At 71.5% G+C, this 14,288-nt stretch carries 12 protein-coding genes; 2 read left to right on the top strand and 10 right to left on the bottom strand.

What is annotated here, in order from left to right; all coding sequences use genetic code 11:
• Positions 1-81: 81 nt before the first annotated feature.
• Both ACQP2O_RS24545 and ACQP2O_RS24540 read left to right on the top strand, forming a co-directional pair.
• Complete coding sequence (locus ACQP2O_RS24545) at positions 82-1,095, top strand: RNA polymerase subunit sigma-70 (RefSeq protein WP_433189502.1); 1,014 nt, start codon at positions 82-84, stop codon at positions 1,093-1,095.
• 135 nt (positions 1,096-1,230) lie between these two features.
• Positions 1,231-1,686, top strand: a complete 456-nt coding sequence (locus ACQP2O_RS24540; RefSeq protein ID WP_433189499.1) for a DUF6069 family protein — start codon at positions 1,231-1,233, stop codon at positions 1,684-1,686.
• Between the two features lie 112 nt (positions 1,687-1,798).
• Here the strand turns inward: ACQP2O_RS24540 and ACQP2O_RS24535 are convergent, their stop codons facing one another.
• The 10 genes from ACQP2O_RS24535 to ACQP2O_RS24490 all read right to left on the bottom strand — a co-directional run bounded on the left by ACQP2O_RS24535 (position 1,799) and on the right by ACQP2O_RS24490 (position 14,250).
• On the bottom strand, positions 1,799-4,540 hold the full coding sequence (locus tag ACQP2O_RS24535; RefSeq protein WP_433189496.1) for a fumarate reductase/succinate dehydrogenase flavoprotein subunit: 2,742 nt from the start codon (positions 4,538-4,540) through the stop codon (positions 1,799-1,801).
• Entirely contained in the window at positions 4,540-5,343 is an 804-nt protein-coding gene (locus ACQP2O_RS24530) for an ABC transporter ATP-binding protein (RefSeq protein ID WP_433189493.1), read from the bottom strand. The genes ACQP2O_RS24535 and ACQP2O_RS24530 overlap by 1 nt, the downstream gene beginning before the upstream one ends.
• Before the next feature lie 79 nt (positions 5,344-5,422).
• Positions 5,423-6,292 (bottom strand): ABC transporter permease, encoded by an 870-nt coding sequence (locus ACQP2O_RS24525; protein WP_433189490.1) that lies wholly within the window; start codon positions 6,290-6,292, stop codon positions 5,423-5,425.
• The gene (locus tag ACQP2O_RS24520) at positions 6,289-7,719 is read right to left on the bottom strand and encodes an ABC transporter substrate-binding protein (RefSeq protein WP_433189487.1); all 1,431 of its coding nucleotides are present in this window, start codon (positions 7,717-7,719) and stop codon (positions 6,289-6,291) included. Before ACQP2O_RS24520 ends, ACQP2O_RS24525 begins: the two co-directional genes overlap by 4 nt.
• Positions 7,720-7,741: 22 nt before the next feature.
• Positions 7,742-7,969, bottom strand: a complete 228-nt coding sequence (locus tag ACQP2O_RS24515) for a 4Fe-4S dicluster domain-containing protein (RefSeq protein ID WP_433189484.1) — start codon at positions 7,967-7,969, stop codon at positions 7,742-7,744.
• Positions 7,970-8,159: 190 nt separating this feature from the next.
• The gene (locus ACQP2O_RS24510) at positions 8,160-8,921 is read right to left on the bottom strand and encodes a GntR family transcriptional regulator (protein WP_433189482.1); all 762 of its coding nucleotides are present in this window, start codon (positions 8,919-8,921) and stop codon (positions 8,160-8,162) included.
• 127 nt (positions 8,922-9,048) lie between these two features.
• The gene (locus ACQP2O_RS24505; RefSeq protein WP_433189479.1) at positions 9,049-9,960 is read right to left on the bottom strand and encodes a carbohydrate ABC transporter permease; all 912 of its coding nucleotides are present in this window, start codon (positions 9,958-9,960) and stop codon (positions 9,049-9,051) included.
• On the bottom strand, positions 9,957-10,841 hold the full coding sequence (locus ACQP2O_RS24500; protein ID WP_433189476.1) for a carbohydrate ABC transporter permease: 885 nt from the start codon (positions 10,839-10,841) through the stop codon (positions 9,957-9,959). The genes ACQP2O_RS24505 and ACQP2O_RS24500 overlap by 4 nt, the downstream gene beginning before the upstream one ends.
• 71 nt (positions 10,842-10,912) lie before the next feature.
• Entirely contained in the window at positions 10,913-12,166 is a 1,254-nt protein-coding gene (locus ACQP2O_RS24495; protein ID WP_433189473.1) for an extracellular solute-binding protein, read from the bottom strand.
• A 143-nt stretch (positions 12,167-12,309) separates the two neighbouring features.
• Positions 12,310-14,250, bottom strand: a complete 1,941-nt coding sequence (locus ACQP2O_RS24490) for a glycoside hydrolase family 15 protein (RefSeq protein WP_433189470.1) — start codon at positions 14,248-14,250, stop codon at positions 12,310-12,312.
• Between the last annotated feature and the right edge of the window lie 38 nt (positions 14,251-14,288).

Here is a 14,288-nt window from a genome sequence, read left to right as displayed (position 1 = left end):
CGACCGCCCCCTGGTGATGAGTTGTCGCGCCCGCACCCGTCACACCTACGACGGGAAACGACGAGGCGGAAGGATGACGTGATGAGTGCGGACACGCGGCTGGAGGAGCTGGGCGGGAGCGGTCTGGGCGGGAGCGGTCTGGGCGAGGTCGACGAGCCGGCGTTCTCGGGGCTGGCGGAGCGGCATCGGCGGGAGCTGCACGTGCACTGCTACCGGATGCTCGGGTCGTTCGAGGACGCCGAGGACACCGTGCAGGAGACGTTCCTCCGTGCCTGGCGGCGGCGGGAGACCTTCGAGGGGCGGTCGACGTTCCGGGCCTGGCTGTACCGGATCGCCACCAACGCCTGCCTGGACCTGCTCGCCGAGCGCCGCCCGGAGCCCGCGACCGGCGGCGAGGTGCTGTGGCTGCAGCCCTACCCGGACCGCCTGCTCGACGAGCTGCCCGCAGGCGACGCGGACGAGCCGGAGACCGTCGCCGTCGCGCGGGAGACGATCGAGCTGGCGTACCTGGTCGCAGTCCAGCACCTCGCGCCGCGCCCGCGGGCCGTGCTGATCCTGCGGGACGTGCTCGGCTGGCCGGCGAAGGACGTCGCGGAGCTTCTCGGGGACTCCGTCAACTCCGTGAACAGCGCGCTACAGCGGGCCCGCGCCGGAATGCGGGAGCACCTTCCCGCCGAGCGGCAAGACTGGACCGGCGGCGAGGAGGACGCCGGAACGCGAGAGCTGGTGCGCCGCTATACCGAAGCCAGCGTGGCCACGGACGTCGACGGGCTCGCCGCACTGCTGCGGGACGACGTCCGCTTCTCGATGCCGCCCACGCCGGGCCTGTACGTCGGCCGCGACACAGTGGTGAACGGCTGGGTCGAGAGCGGCTTCGAGGGCATGAAGCACCTGCGCACCGTCCTCACCTCCGTGAACCGGCAGCCCGCCGTCGCCTTCTACCTCTGGCGGAAGCGGGAGGGCGCGTACCTGCCGCTGACGATCGACGTCCTGCGCGTCACCGGCGGGGCGATCACCGAGATCGTCACATTCCACGACGACCAGTTCCCGCGGCTCGGGCTGCCGGAGCGCCTGCCGGCGGACGGCACGGAGTAGTCCCGGTGCGGACGCTCGCGCTGCGCGGTGGCGCGCGTGTCGCGGTGGTCGCGGCCAAGCGTCACCCCCAGGGCCAGGACCGTCACATGCCCGTCAACACACCCCTACGCCGGTCACCGAATGATGGAGGATGACATGAACAGCATGAATGACACCGGGGTCGGCGCAGGCCCGGCATCGGGCCAGGCCGGCCACACCCACCGAGTCCGCGGGCTCGCCGTCACCGGCTTCGTTGCCACGCTCGCAGCGATGGTGGCCACCACCCTCGCCGCTGCGCTTGCCCAGGCCATCGGCGTCGACTTCGAGGTCCCCGATGGTGGCGAGACGATCCCGTTGTCCGGGTTCGCCGTGGTGACCGGCTTCTTCTCGGTCGTGGGCATCGTCATTGCCGTCGCTCTTCTTCGTTGGAGCGCTCGCCCCGCCGAGCGATTCGTGTGGACGGCAGTGTCGCTGACCGCGATCTCGTTGATCCCGCCCCTCCTCTCCGGAGCGAACACCGCCACCACCACCGCCCTCCTCGGGCTACACCTCGTTCCCGCGACGGTGATGGTCCCCACCCTGGCGCGGAGCCTCCGCACCCGGACCGATTGACGATCCCGCAGCGGGACAACGCGCGGCGCAAGGGCGTGCGCGGCGGCTTGAGCCGGGATCTGACCCTCTCCCGGGTCGAGTGGCCGCGCACATCGGCTTCGGTGGCCGGCCGTCAGCGCGACGTGCCCGCCCCACGTAGGCCCAGCGCGTGGCGGGCGTAGCCGCGTACGTCCGCGTCGCCGTCGTCCAGGGCCCTGCGCAGCGCCTCGGCGGCGTCCGGGTCGGCGGCCCACCGGCCGAGTGAGATCACCGCCGCCTTGCGGACGTCGAGGTGCGAGTCTGCCAGGGCCTTGACCAGCGGGCCGATCGCGACCGCGCCCTCGGCGCCGGCCAGGCCGCGTGCGGCTCCGGTCCGCACCTGCCAGGCCGGATCGCCGAGCGCGGCCGTTGCGTCGGCGTCCAGGGGCGGCGGGCAGCCGATCGGCGCGAACGCCTCGAGAGCGGCGGCCCGGACCAGCGGGTCGGGGTCGGCGCCGAGTTCGCGCAGGGCGCCGGCCGACAGGGGCGAGCCGATCGCCCCCAGCCCATGGGCGACGGCCACCCGTACCTCGCGGGACGGGTCGGCGGCGGCGCGCGTGACGGTCTCGGCGGCGTCCAGGGACACGAGCCCCCGGACGGCCTGCAGACGCACCCGCTGATCCTCGTCGGTGAGCGCTCCGGTGAAGGCGTTCTGATCGGCGAGGCGGAGCGCGCGCAGCACGTCGAGGACGGCGGCGCGGGCGAGCGGGTCGCGGGCGGTGAGCCGCCGGGTGAGGCACGCGCGTACCTCTTCGGTGGCCGGCAGCACCTCGACCAGCTCCCGCAGGCCGATGGCGGCGGCACGGCGGACGGACGGGTGGTCGTCGTCCAGGCGCTCGGCGAGCGCGACGGCCACGCCGTCCGGCACCACCTCGGTCAGGGCCGTCACGGCCGCCCTGCGGACCTTCGGGTCGGGGTCCGTCAGGTAGGGCCGGAGCCGGCCGAGCTCGGGGCGTTCCTCGACCAGTTCGAGGAGTTCCAGCATGCGCGGCGACCGTCCGCCTCCCCGGCCGCCGAGGCGGGTGGCGGTCTCCTCCTCCGGGCTCACGGGCCGGTACGTGCCGCCCACCGGGCCGAGGACGACCGGCTCGGGGTCCGCCTCGGGCACGGTGAACTCCTCGACCGGCACGATGTACGGTGCGACGGGCCGCTTCAGGAACTCCATGGACCCGTCGGCGGCGCGGCGCAGGTTGAGGTGGCAGAACCACGAAGAGTCGTCGCGTTCGGGCAGGTCGGCGCGGTCGTGGTACAGCCCCCACCGGCTCTCGGTGCGGGCCAGGGAGGACCGCGCGGCCATCTCGGCGCAGTCGCGGATGAAGGTGACCTCCACGCAGCGCATCAGCTCGTGCGGGTCTCGGGCGCCCATCGCGGCGATCTCCCGCTCCATCCGCGTGAACGTCTCGACCGCGATCTCCAGCTTGGCCGCGGTCTTCGGCGGGGCGACATAGTCGTTGACGAAGCGGCGCAGCTTGTACTCCACCTGCTCCTGCGGCGGGCCGTCGGGGTTGCGCAGCGGCCGGTAGATCAGCTCGTGCGCGGCGGCGATCTGGTCCTCGGGCAGGGTGCCGTGTTTCACGTGGGCGGCGGCGTGCGCGCCCGCCAGGTCGCCGAAGACGAAGGCGCCGATCATGTAGTTGTGCGGCACGCAGGCGAGGTCGCCGGCCGCGTACAGGCCCGGCACGGTGGTCGCGGCGTTCTCGTCGACCCACACGCCCGAGGATGAGTGCCCTCCGCACAGGCCGATCTCGGAGATGTGCATCTCCACGTCGTGGGTGCGGTAGTCGTGGCCGCGACCGGCGTGGAACGTGCCGCGGGTCGGCCGTTCGGTGGTGTGCAGGATGCCCTTGAGGGTGTCGATCGTCTCGCCCGGCAGATGGGTCAGCTTCAGGTAGATCGGCCCACGCGCCGAGTCGATCTCCCGCTTGACCTCGGACATCATCTGCCCCGACCAATAGTCGCAGTCGACGAACCGGTCCCCCGTGGCGTTGACCTGGTAGCCGCCGAAGGGATTGGCGACGTACGCGCAGGCGGGCCCGTTGTAGTCCTTGATCAGCGGGTTGATCTGGAAGCACTCGATGCCGCTGAGCTCGGCGCCGGCGTGGTAGGCCATCGCGTGGCCGTCGCCGGCGTTCGTCGGGTTCTCGTACGTGCCGTACAGATAGCCGCTGGCGGGCAGGCCGAGCCGTCCGGCCGCGCCGGTCGCCAGGATGACCGCGCCGGCGGAGACGACCGTGAACTCCCCGGTGCGCGTGTCGAACCCCACGACGCCGACGGCGCGGCGCGTCTCACCCGACCGACCCACCCCGGCCGACCTCCCGGTGTCTGTGAGCACGCGCACCGGCATGACGCGGTTCTCGATGCGGATCCGCTCGCGCATCGACCGCTGCCGCAGCACCCGGTAGAGCACCTTCTTGACGTCCTTGCCCTCGGGCATCGGCAGGACGTAGCTGCCGGAGCGGTGCACCCGGCGGACGTTGTACTCGCCGTGCTCGTCCTTCTCGAACTTCACGCCGTAGCGTTCGAGCCGGCGGACCATCGCGAAGCCCCGCGTGGCGGTCTGGTGGATCGTGCGCTGGTTCACGATGCCGTCGTTGGCGCGGGTGATCTCGGCGACGTAGTCCTCGGGTTCGGCGCGGCCCGGGATGACCGCGTTGTTGACGCCGTCCATGCCCATCGCCAGCGCGCCGGAGTGCCGGACGTGCGCCTTCTCCAGCAGGAGCACGGAGGCCCCGTGCTCGGCCGCGGTGATCGCGGCCATCGTCCCGGCGGTCCCGCCGCCGACGACCACCACGTCGGCGCGGAGTTCCTGCCGCGTACTCGGCGGGGGGACGTCCATCAGCCGCTCTCCTCTCCGGCCGCTCCGGCGGGCACGCCGGCGCGGGTACCGAGTGCCGCGAGGATCCGGGTCCGCTCCTCCTCGCGCAGGGGTGAATCGGGTCGCCGGGGATCGGAGACGTCGATCTCCACCTCGATCCCGGCCGGGCCCAGAACCGCGACCCGGTCGCCGAGCAGGAGCGCCTCCTCGACGTCGTGGGTGACGAAGACGACGGTGGTGGGGGCGGCCTGCCACACGCCGACGAGCAGGTGCTGCATCACCGCGCGGGTCTGGGCGTCCAGCGCGCCGAACGGCTCGTCCATCAGGACGGCGCGGGGGGCGCCGGCCAGCGTGCGGGCGAGCTGGACCCGCTGGCGCATGCCGCCGGACAGCTCGCGCGGCAGCCGGTCCCCGGTTTCACCCAGGCCCACCCCGTGCAGCCACTCCTCGGCCCGCGCCCTCCGCTCCCGCCGGGGTACGCCGCGCACGGCGAGGGGCAGTTCGACGTTGCGGCGGACCGATCGCCACGGCAGCAGAGCGTCGTCCTGGAAGATCAGCGCCCGGTCGGAGGACGGCCCGGTGATCGGCGCGCCGTCGGCCAGGAGGCGGCCCGTAGAGGCCGGCAGCAGGCCGGCGAACGCGCGCAGCAGGGTCGACTTGCCGCAGCCGGACGGCCCGACGACGACCAGGATCTCCCCGGCCCGTACCCACAGGTCGAGTCCGGTGATGACGGGCGAGCCGGGGTAGCCGAGCGCGGCGTCCTCGGCGCGCAGTTCGAGGGCGCTCACGATCTGCTCCTCCGCACGCGACTCCAGCACACTCATGACCGCTCCTCCCCACGCGACTCCCCACGCGGCTCCAGCGCGCTCATGACCGGCTCCTCCGTACGCGGTTCCAGCACGTTCATGACCGGCTCCTCGCCTCGGCGGGGAGCCAGCGCGTGGCCCGGCGGCCGACCAGCTCCACGGCGCCCGAGGTGAACTTGCCGAGCAGGCCGATCGTGAGCATGCCGATGATGACTCCGGGATAGTCGACGATCGTGTACGCCTGCCAGGTCCGGTAGCCGATGCCGTAGTCGCCGGAGATCATCTCGGCGGAGATCACGCAGATCCAGGCCACGCCCATGCCGATCGACAGCCCGCCGAACACCCCCGGCAGGGCGCCGGGCAGCACGACGCTCCACAGCACGCGCCACCGTCCGGCGCCCATGGTCCGGACCGCGTCCTCCCACACGGTCGGCAGGGCCCGTACGGCGTGCCGGGTGCTGACGAGGATGGGGAAGAACGCCGCGGCGAAGGTGATGAACACGATCCCCTGCTCGTTCTTCGGGAAGATCAGGATGGCGACCGGCACCATCGCGATCGCGGGGATCGGGCGGACCAGCTCGAAGAGAGGCTGCAGGATGTCCTCGGCGAGCCGCGACCGCGCCACCAGGACGCCCACCGTGATCCCCAGCGCGGCGGCCAGTGTGAATCCGGTCAGGATCCGGACCAGGCTCTGCGCCACGTCGAGGTAGTACTGGCCGCCGCCGAGGTGGTCGGCGAACTGCCGGGCGACCTCGATGGGGCCGGGCAGGCGGTCGAACCGCACCCCCAGCCGCAGGTTCGTCGCCGTGACCGCCTGCCAGATCAGGAGGGCGGCGAGCACGGACGCCGTGCGAAGCGCCACCCGCCGGAGGCGCGGAGCCGCGGGCGGCGCGAGGGGCGGCGTCGTCTCCCGCGCGGGCCGCGCCCGGAGGCGCGTGTCCTCTCGCCGGGTGACCAGGCCGCTCATGCCGCGCTCACCGCCTCCGCGTACGCGACGGTCTTCGCGCCGGCGTGCCCGGCGAGGTAGGCGCGCGCCTGTTCCGGCGTGGTGAACGGGATGAGCCGACGGTCCTTCGCGGCCGCGGGGTCCAGCACCCAGACCATCTTGTCGGCGAACCACCGGGTCCCGGTCGCCGCGCCGGGCACATACGCGGCGCGGACCGTCCGGCCGGAGTCCTGGAACGCCCGGATCCCGCGGAGCAGGCAGACGGGATCGGCCGCCGGGTGCGTGGCCTCTTCGCCGTTCAGCCAGATCTCACCCGCAGTCGCCGCGTCCTTGACGGGAACGTGGCAGGCGGCGTCCGTCCCGGTGATGGCGGCCGGGTTCGCGGTGGCCGCCGCGTCCGTGGCGTAGGAGCCGCCGTACACCTGCCGCAGGTAGCTGTCATCGATGAACTTCGCGGGGTCGAGCGGCTTCTGCAGCACGCCGATCGACTTCAGGAACGGTATGTCGTGCTCGAAGGCCGCCCGCAGTGGGGCTTTGATCGTCAGGTCGAAGGTCGCCACTCCGCCGGCGCCGTTGTACAGGTAGACCACCTCCGGGGGCAGGCCGGTCGCCCGCGCGACGCGCTCCGCGGCCTTGACCGGCTCGGTGTGGAGGTAGCGGGTCGCGTCGATCTGCGCCTGGAGGAAGGCCTTCAGCACGTCCGGCCGAGCACCGGCGAGGCTCTTGCGCACCACGACCCCGTGGAAGGTGGGGACGTCGAGCGAGCCGCCGTCGTAGAGCAGCCGCGCCTGCCCCTTCTGGACCAGGAGGCCGGGCCAGGCGACGAACTGGGCCAGCGCCTTCACGCTGCCGGACTGCAGCGCCGACGTGCCGACCGGCGGCTGCTGGTTCTCGATCCGGACGTCGTGGGCGGGGTCGAGACCGTACTTCCGCATCGCCTGGACGAGCGTCCCGTGCCCCGCGGATCCGACGCTGGCGGAGACGGCCTGCCCCTTGAGGTCCCGCAGCGTCCGGGCGCTCGAACCCGGTGCGACAACGACGCCGTTCAGCGCGCCCTTGAGGTTGTACCCGGTGACGGACACCATCTCGGTGACGGCGTCACCGCCCTGGGCCTGGGAGCGGGACCCGTTGATCAGCAGCGGGTAGTCGCCCATGGAACCGATGTCGATCTTCCCGGCGATCATCTGCGCGGTGATCGGCGCTCCGGTGTCGTAGTCCTGCCAGACGACCGTGTACTTCTTGCCGGTCCGCCGGCCGAGGGCGGCGAGCCGGGACTCGAACGAGCCGAGCGAGCGCAGCAGTGTGCCGGCCGTGACGGTGTTGATGGTCTTGGACTGGTAGCCGACGACGACGCGGATGGTCCCCTCGGCGGCGTTGCCGGCCACGGTGCAGCCGGCGACGATCGGGATCAGGGCGGCAAGCAGGGCGGGCGTTCTCGTTGTTCGCATCTCGTTCTCGCGCTCCGCAGCGTCAACGCAGCAGGTAGGGGATGTTCACGGTCACGGCGCCGGTGGGGCATCGATCCGCGCAGGGGCCGCAGTACCAGCACTCGTCGACGTGCATGTACGCCTTGCCGGTCTCCGGGTGGATGGCCAGGGCGTCCAGCGGGCACACGTCGACGCAGAGCGTGCAGCCGGCGATGCACAGCGACTCGTCGACGGTCACGGGCACGTCGGCACGATGGTTGACAAGAGGCATGGTGGGACTCCGAAGGCCGTACCAGCGGTGAAAGGTGATCGCGCCGGACATCGCGGCGCGGCTTCGCGAAGGGCGTGGGTCCAGCCCCGCTCTCAGCGGCTACACAGGGCTCCGGCCTGACGGCGCAGGTCGACGTGGAGACGGCGGACGAGCCGTACGCCGTGGCGTCGCCGTATGTCCGCCGGCCCCCTCATGCTCCGGCCTCCTCGGCCGGGTCCCGCCGCGCCGTGCCGCGCATGGCCAGGCGGTCGCCGCGGAAGCGGATGTACTCCAGGTCCACCGGCCGGCCGTCGGCCAGGTGGGTCAGGCGCTCGACCATCAGCAGCGCCGAGTTCGGGGCCGCCTCCAGGACGGCCGCCGAGTGCTGGTCGGCGTTGACCGCCTCGACGGTCAGGTCGGCGGTGCCCAGGCGCGTCCCGGTGAGCCGCTCGATGAGCACGAAGACGTCGTTGTGGGCGAGGTCCTCGCGCAGCAGCGGCTCTCCCACGTCGCGCACCAGGTAGGTCAGATCGAGGGAGAGCGGGCTGCCGGCCAGGCGGCGGAGCCGTTCGATGTAGACGACGGGCTCGCCGTCGGGCAGGCGCAGCCGCGCGGTGATGGCCGGCGGTGCGGTGATCAGTCCGGTCGCCCGGAGCTCGTTGGTGACCTCTCCGTGGGAGTGGAGCGTCTCGGCCAGCCCGAGCAGGTGGTCGAGGCCGTGCGCGTACTTCCGGCCCACGACCACGGTGCCGACGCCGGGCAGGCGTTCGATCAGTCCTTCCGCGCGCAGCAGGTCGAGCGCGTCGCGCACGGTGTTCCGTGAGGTGCCGAACTCCCGGACGAGCTCGGGCTCCCCCGGCAGAACGCCGACGTGCAGCCGGCGGCGCAGCATGTCGGCGACCTGGCGGGCGCGGTCGGCACGCCGACGACGCGCGTCGGTCAGCGACAGCACCGGGACTTCCGTTCTGGACACGGACAAAACCCTACAAAGTCAACCGGGAATAGGGAATAGCGCCGGAGTCACGCCACCCGAATTCAGCCACAAACCGCACTGACCTGCATCGACGCCCCCTCGACCGGTGGTTCCGCCACCCGGCGGCTCAGCCCTTCATACCCGACAGGACGATCCCTCGGGTGAAGTGCCGCTGGAAGGCCAGGAAGAAGACGATCGTCGGCAGCGACGCCAGCAGGGCCCCGGCCATGATCGCGCCCTCGCTCTGCGCGCCGACGTAGTAGGAGTTCATCCGGGCCAGCGCGACCGGGACGTTCGCCATCCGGTCGCTCTGCACGATGATCAGCGGCCAAAGGAAGTTGTTCCACTCCGCCAGCACGATGAGGATCGACATGGCGGCGAGGGCCGGCCGGAGCAACGGCAGCACGATCCGCCACCAGATCCGCCACTCCCCCGCGCCGTCGACGCGGGCGGCCTGGATCAGCTCGTCGGGGATCGCGTGCAGGTACTGCACGAGGAAGAACACGACGAACGCCTTGGCCAGCGCGGGCACGATGTACCCCTGGTAGGTGTCGAGCCAGCCGAGATTGCGGACGATCACGTAGTTCGGCACCAGCGTCGTCTGCCATGGCACCATCATCGACGCGACGATCACCAGAAAGATCACCCGCCGGCCGCGGATCCGGTGCTTGGCGATGACGTACGCGGCCAGCGAGCAGATCAGGAGCGAGCCGACCGTGATCGTCGTCGTGATCAGCAGGCTGTTGATCAGGAAGCGCCAGAACCCGAGCGACACCTGCGGGAAACGCTGGAACAACCCGTTGGTGTGCGCGGCCGAGGTCCGGGCGGGCGTCCAGGCCGGATCGTAGAAGGAGTCGAACGTCGGATGCTCCGGCACGAAGGACGGCGGCTGGCGAGTCACCTCGGAGAACGGCTTGAAGACGGTGATCAGCATCCAGTAGAACGGCGCGATCATGGTCAGCGCGAGCAGGTAGAAGGGCAGGCGCAGCAGCGTTCCCCGGACGTCCCGACGCCGGCCGGTGACTCCCGTGGCGGTCATCGGATCTCCTCCAGCGCCCGGCCGGCGCGCAGGTTGACCAGGCTGATCCCGAAGATGACGGCGAACAGCACCCAGGCGATCGCCGAGGCGTAGCCGAGCTGGAAGTGCGTGAACCCCATGTCGTACAGGTACGGCACGATCATCAGCGCCGAGTCCAGGACGCCGCCGATGGTGTTGGCCTGCGTCCGGTAGACGATGTAGACCGCCTCGAACACCTGGAAGGCGCCGATCAGCGAGGTTACGACGACGTACGTCGTCACCGGGCGCAGCAGCGGAAGAGTGATCCGGCGGAACTGCTGCCAGGTGGACGCCCCGTCGATCCGGGCGGCCTCGTAGTACTCCTCGGGGATGGCGTTCAGGCCGGCCACGAAGATGACCATCCCGTAGCCCATGCCGCCCCAGACCGCCATCAGCACGAGGATCGGCACGCTAAGGCCGGGGGTCGCCAGCCACTGGACCGGCCCATGGCCGAACCAGCCGATGACCGTGTTGGCCAGCCCGAAGTCGTTCGGATCGAAGATCCACTTCCAGATCAGCATGATCGCGATCGTGGAGGTGACCGACGGCAGAAAGAAGATCGTCCGCATCACACGGTCCCGCCAGGCCGAACTCCGGAAGGCCAGCGCGATCCCCAGCGACAGCACCGTCGTGAGCACGACCGTCGCGACGACGTACAGCGCGGTGTTGGACAGGGCGTGGCGGAACCGGTCGTCGTGCAGCATCCGGCGGAAGTTCCCGAGCCCGGTGAACCGCGGGGCGTTGATCCCGTCGAAGTCGGTCAGGCTGAGGTACAGCGAGTTGGCCAGCGGCCACAGCAGGAACGCGACGAACAGGGCGACGAACGGCAGCAACATCACGTACGACACGGCGCCACGCCGCACCCGCGTCCGGCTCCCCTCAGCCGGATACGGTCGTGCGATGGAGCGTCGCTCGGCGCTCGCGGCACCGCGCGTCATCCTGCGTTCCGCTGCATCACCTGCGCGCTGCGCTGTAGCGCCGTCCCCTCATCGGCCTTGCCGAGGATGGCGGCCTGTAGCTGCTTGGCGACCTCCGGTGCGCTCTCGTCCCAGCCCGGGCAGCCGGGCGCGGCGACGCCGGTCTTGAACGACTCGGCGATGGCCGTGCGCTCGCCGGGCGTCAGGTCCACCCGGTCCAGCCGGTCGGGCCGGGGCGGAAGGTAGGGCACTCCGCGGCCCTTGGCGACGCCGGCCATCGTCTCGATCGCCTGGTCGGAGTAGAGGAACTTGATGAAGTCGACCGACTGGGCGACGTGCTTACTGGACGACATCACGCCGATCGCGCGCCCGCCGATGAACGCCGTCGGGTTCACCGGGCCCGCCGGGATCGTCGTCACCGCCCACCGGCCCTTCAGCTTCGGCTTGGAGGCGGTGATCGTGTTGCCGATCCAGTTCCCGGCGTACGTCATCGCGGTCCCGGTCTCCAGGGCGTTCTCGCCGCTGATGTTCGCGGTCGGCGCGCCGTATGTGCGGTAGAGGCCGACGTAGAAGTCCAGGGCCCGGCGCGCCTGCGGCGTGTCCAGCGCGGGCTTGCAGTCCGGGGTGTAGAAGGAGCCGCCCGCCTGATAGAGGAAGTTGAAGTAGCCGATCCAGTCGAGGTTTCCCCAGTCGATGCTGAACGGCCGCGCGACCCCGGCCGCCTTGAGCTTGCCGATGTCGGCGGTCAGCTCCTCCCAGGTCTTCGGCGGCGCGGCCACGTTCGCCTTCTTCAGCAGGTCGGTGCGGTAGTAGAGGAGTTCGGTGGACATGTCGAGCGGGACGCCGTAGATGGTGCCGTCGGGAGAGACGGCCGACTTCCACTGGGCCGGATGTGCCTGCGCCTTGAGCGGGTCGATCCCGTACTTGCGCAGGTCGACCATGCCGCCCCTGCGGCCGAACTGGATGCCCCACGTCATACCGCCGGAGATGATGTCCGGTCCGTTGCGGGCGGTCACCGCGGCGAGGATCTTGGCGTACGCGTCGTCCCAGGTCAGTGTCTGGACCTTGATCGTCACCCGGGGGTGCGACCGGTGGTAGAGGTCGGCCGCTCCCTGGAAGATGGCGGTGTCGTCGTCGCCTCCGGTCGACCAGTAGGTGAGCGTGGCCGGGGCGTTCTGGTCGGCCTGCTTCTGACCGGACGTGCCACTGGTCGCGCAGCCCGCGCCGAGGGCGGCGAGCAGGGCGGCGCAGACGGCCAAGGTCCTTCGCATACCATCTCCGATCACCGGAATCCGCCCGCGACAGGTCGGACCGGTCGCGGACGGAGGGCTTCGCGGGGCTGCGAAAAGCACAACAATCAGCCGATCAAGCCGCAATGGCCTTTCATCCGCTTTCACGGGATTCACTCGGCGTATCAGGGCTCTCGCCGCGCCCCGCCTTCGGCCGTACGGGACAGGCGCCGACGCATCGGTGCCGGCGTGAGCGTCCTGGCGCGGCACGCCATGGCCGCAACCGGTGTCTCTGCGGCCGTGGGCCGTCCGCGCGCGGTGTCACGGATGGCGCGCGCGGCGTTGATCAGGCCGACGTGGCTGAACGCCTGGGGGAAGTTCCCGATGGGCTCCCCGGTGACGGAGTCGACCTCTTCGGCGAGGAGGCCGACGTCGTTGGCGTAGGAGGCGGCCGTCCGGAACGCCTGCTCGGCGGGTGCGCGCCGGCCGGTGAGGGCGAGTGCGTGGGAGAGCCAGAAGGTGCACAGGAGGAAGGCGCCCTCTTCCCCGGCGATCCCGTCGGCGGCGTCGTAACGGCGGACCAGGCCTCGCGTGTCGGTCAGGCGGGTGGCGACGGCCGCCACCGTGGCGCGGACGCGAGGGTCGTCGCCGGGCAGGAAGCCGACGATGGGGATGGTCAGCGCGGACGCGTCGAGGTCGGTGTCGCCGAACGCGCGGGTGAACGTGCCGGTCTCCGGGTTCCAGCCCTCCGTGAGGATCGCGGCGCGGATCTGGGCGCGGGTGCGCTTCCAGTCGTCGACGCGGCTGGTGGCGCCGAGGGCGGGTGCCAGGGCGATCGCTCGGTCGAGGGCCACCCAGCACATGAGCTTCGAGTGCAGGAAGTGGCGGCTGGGCCCGCGGATCTCCCAGATGCCCTGGTCCGGTTCCCGCCAGCGGCGGGCCGCCGCGTCGGCCGCGCCGAGCAGGAAGGCGCGCGTGACGGCGTCGAGGCGGTGCTCGGTGGTGTGACCGGAGAGCCGGTGAGCGGCGTCGAGCATCTCGCCGTAGACGTCCAGCTGGCGCTGGCGCCACGCGTCGTTGCCGACGCGCACGGGCGCGCTGTCGCGCCAGCCGGTCAGGTGCGGCAGCGGCCGCTCGGTCAGATCGCATTCGCCTCCGATGCCGTACATGATCTGCAGGTCCACGCCCCGGTCGAGCTGGGTGGCCGCGGTCCGGGCGAGGAAGGCGAAGAACGCCTCCTGCTCTGTGTCGCACGAGGAGACGGTCGTGAGGGCCTGGACGGTGAGGCTGGCGTCGCGGATCCAGGTGTAGCGGTAGTCCCAGTTGCGTTCTCCGCCGATGCGTTCGGGCAGGGAGGTGGTAGCCGCGGCGACGATCGCTCCCGTGGGGGCGAAGGTCAACGCGCGCAGCACTCGTCCGCTGTGTCCCACCTCGTCCTGCCAGGGCCCGTGGTAGTCGGCGTGCAGCCGGGACCAGGAGCGCCAGCCGGCGATGGTGTCCATGATGCGGCGGTGGACGGCACGCGGGCTCCAGCACACCGGTTCCACCTCCCAGCACGGGCGGGCGTGCAGGGCCATTCCGAGGCGTTCGCCGGCTCGGAGCGCGACCGTGCCGTGCGCGATCGAACCGCTCACCCGGAGGTCGATCGGCGTCGACAGCGTGAGCACCTGTGCACCGCCGCGCGCGACCAGCGCACCGGGGAGAGATTCCAGCAGCGGATGGACGAGCCCGAACTCGGGACGCGGAGCGTAGGTCACCTCGAGGTCGACGCGCCCCTGGACGCAGATCGCCTCGCGCAGCAGGACACCCGGCGAGGACACGCCCAGGCGGTGCCCGCGCTCGCGGTCGCCCAGGGCGAGGGCGTCCACGAGCACGAGCGTGCCACCGCGGGTGTGGAAGGTCGTCTCCAGGACGAGGGTGTCCTCCAGGTACCTGCGGGTGACCTGCGCGGGACCGCGAGGGCGGATGGACCAGTGGCCGGCGTCCTCGTCCAGCAGCCTGGCGAAGGTCGCCGGGCTGTCGAAGCGCGGCGAGCACAGCCAGTCCACCGAGCCGTCCGACGTGACCAGCGCGGCCGAGCGGCAGTCCGACAAGAGGCCGTGATCATTGATCGGCCGGGTGCTCACGCCGTACCTCCTCGGTCGCGGCCGCAGCGTGCGTGTCG

The organism is Actinoallomurus sp. CA-150999 (genome assembly GCF_050942425.1).
Taxonomy (GTDB): domain Bacteria; phylum Actinomycetota; class Actinomycetes; order Streptosporangiales; family Streptosporangiaceae; genus Actinoallomurus.
The sequence above is the reverse complement of the archived record's forward strand: the minus strand, read 5'-3'. Positions and strand labels throughout refer to the sequence as shown.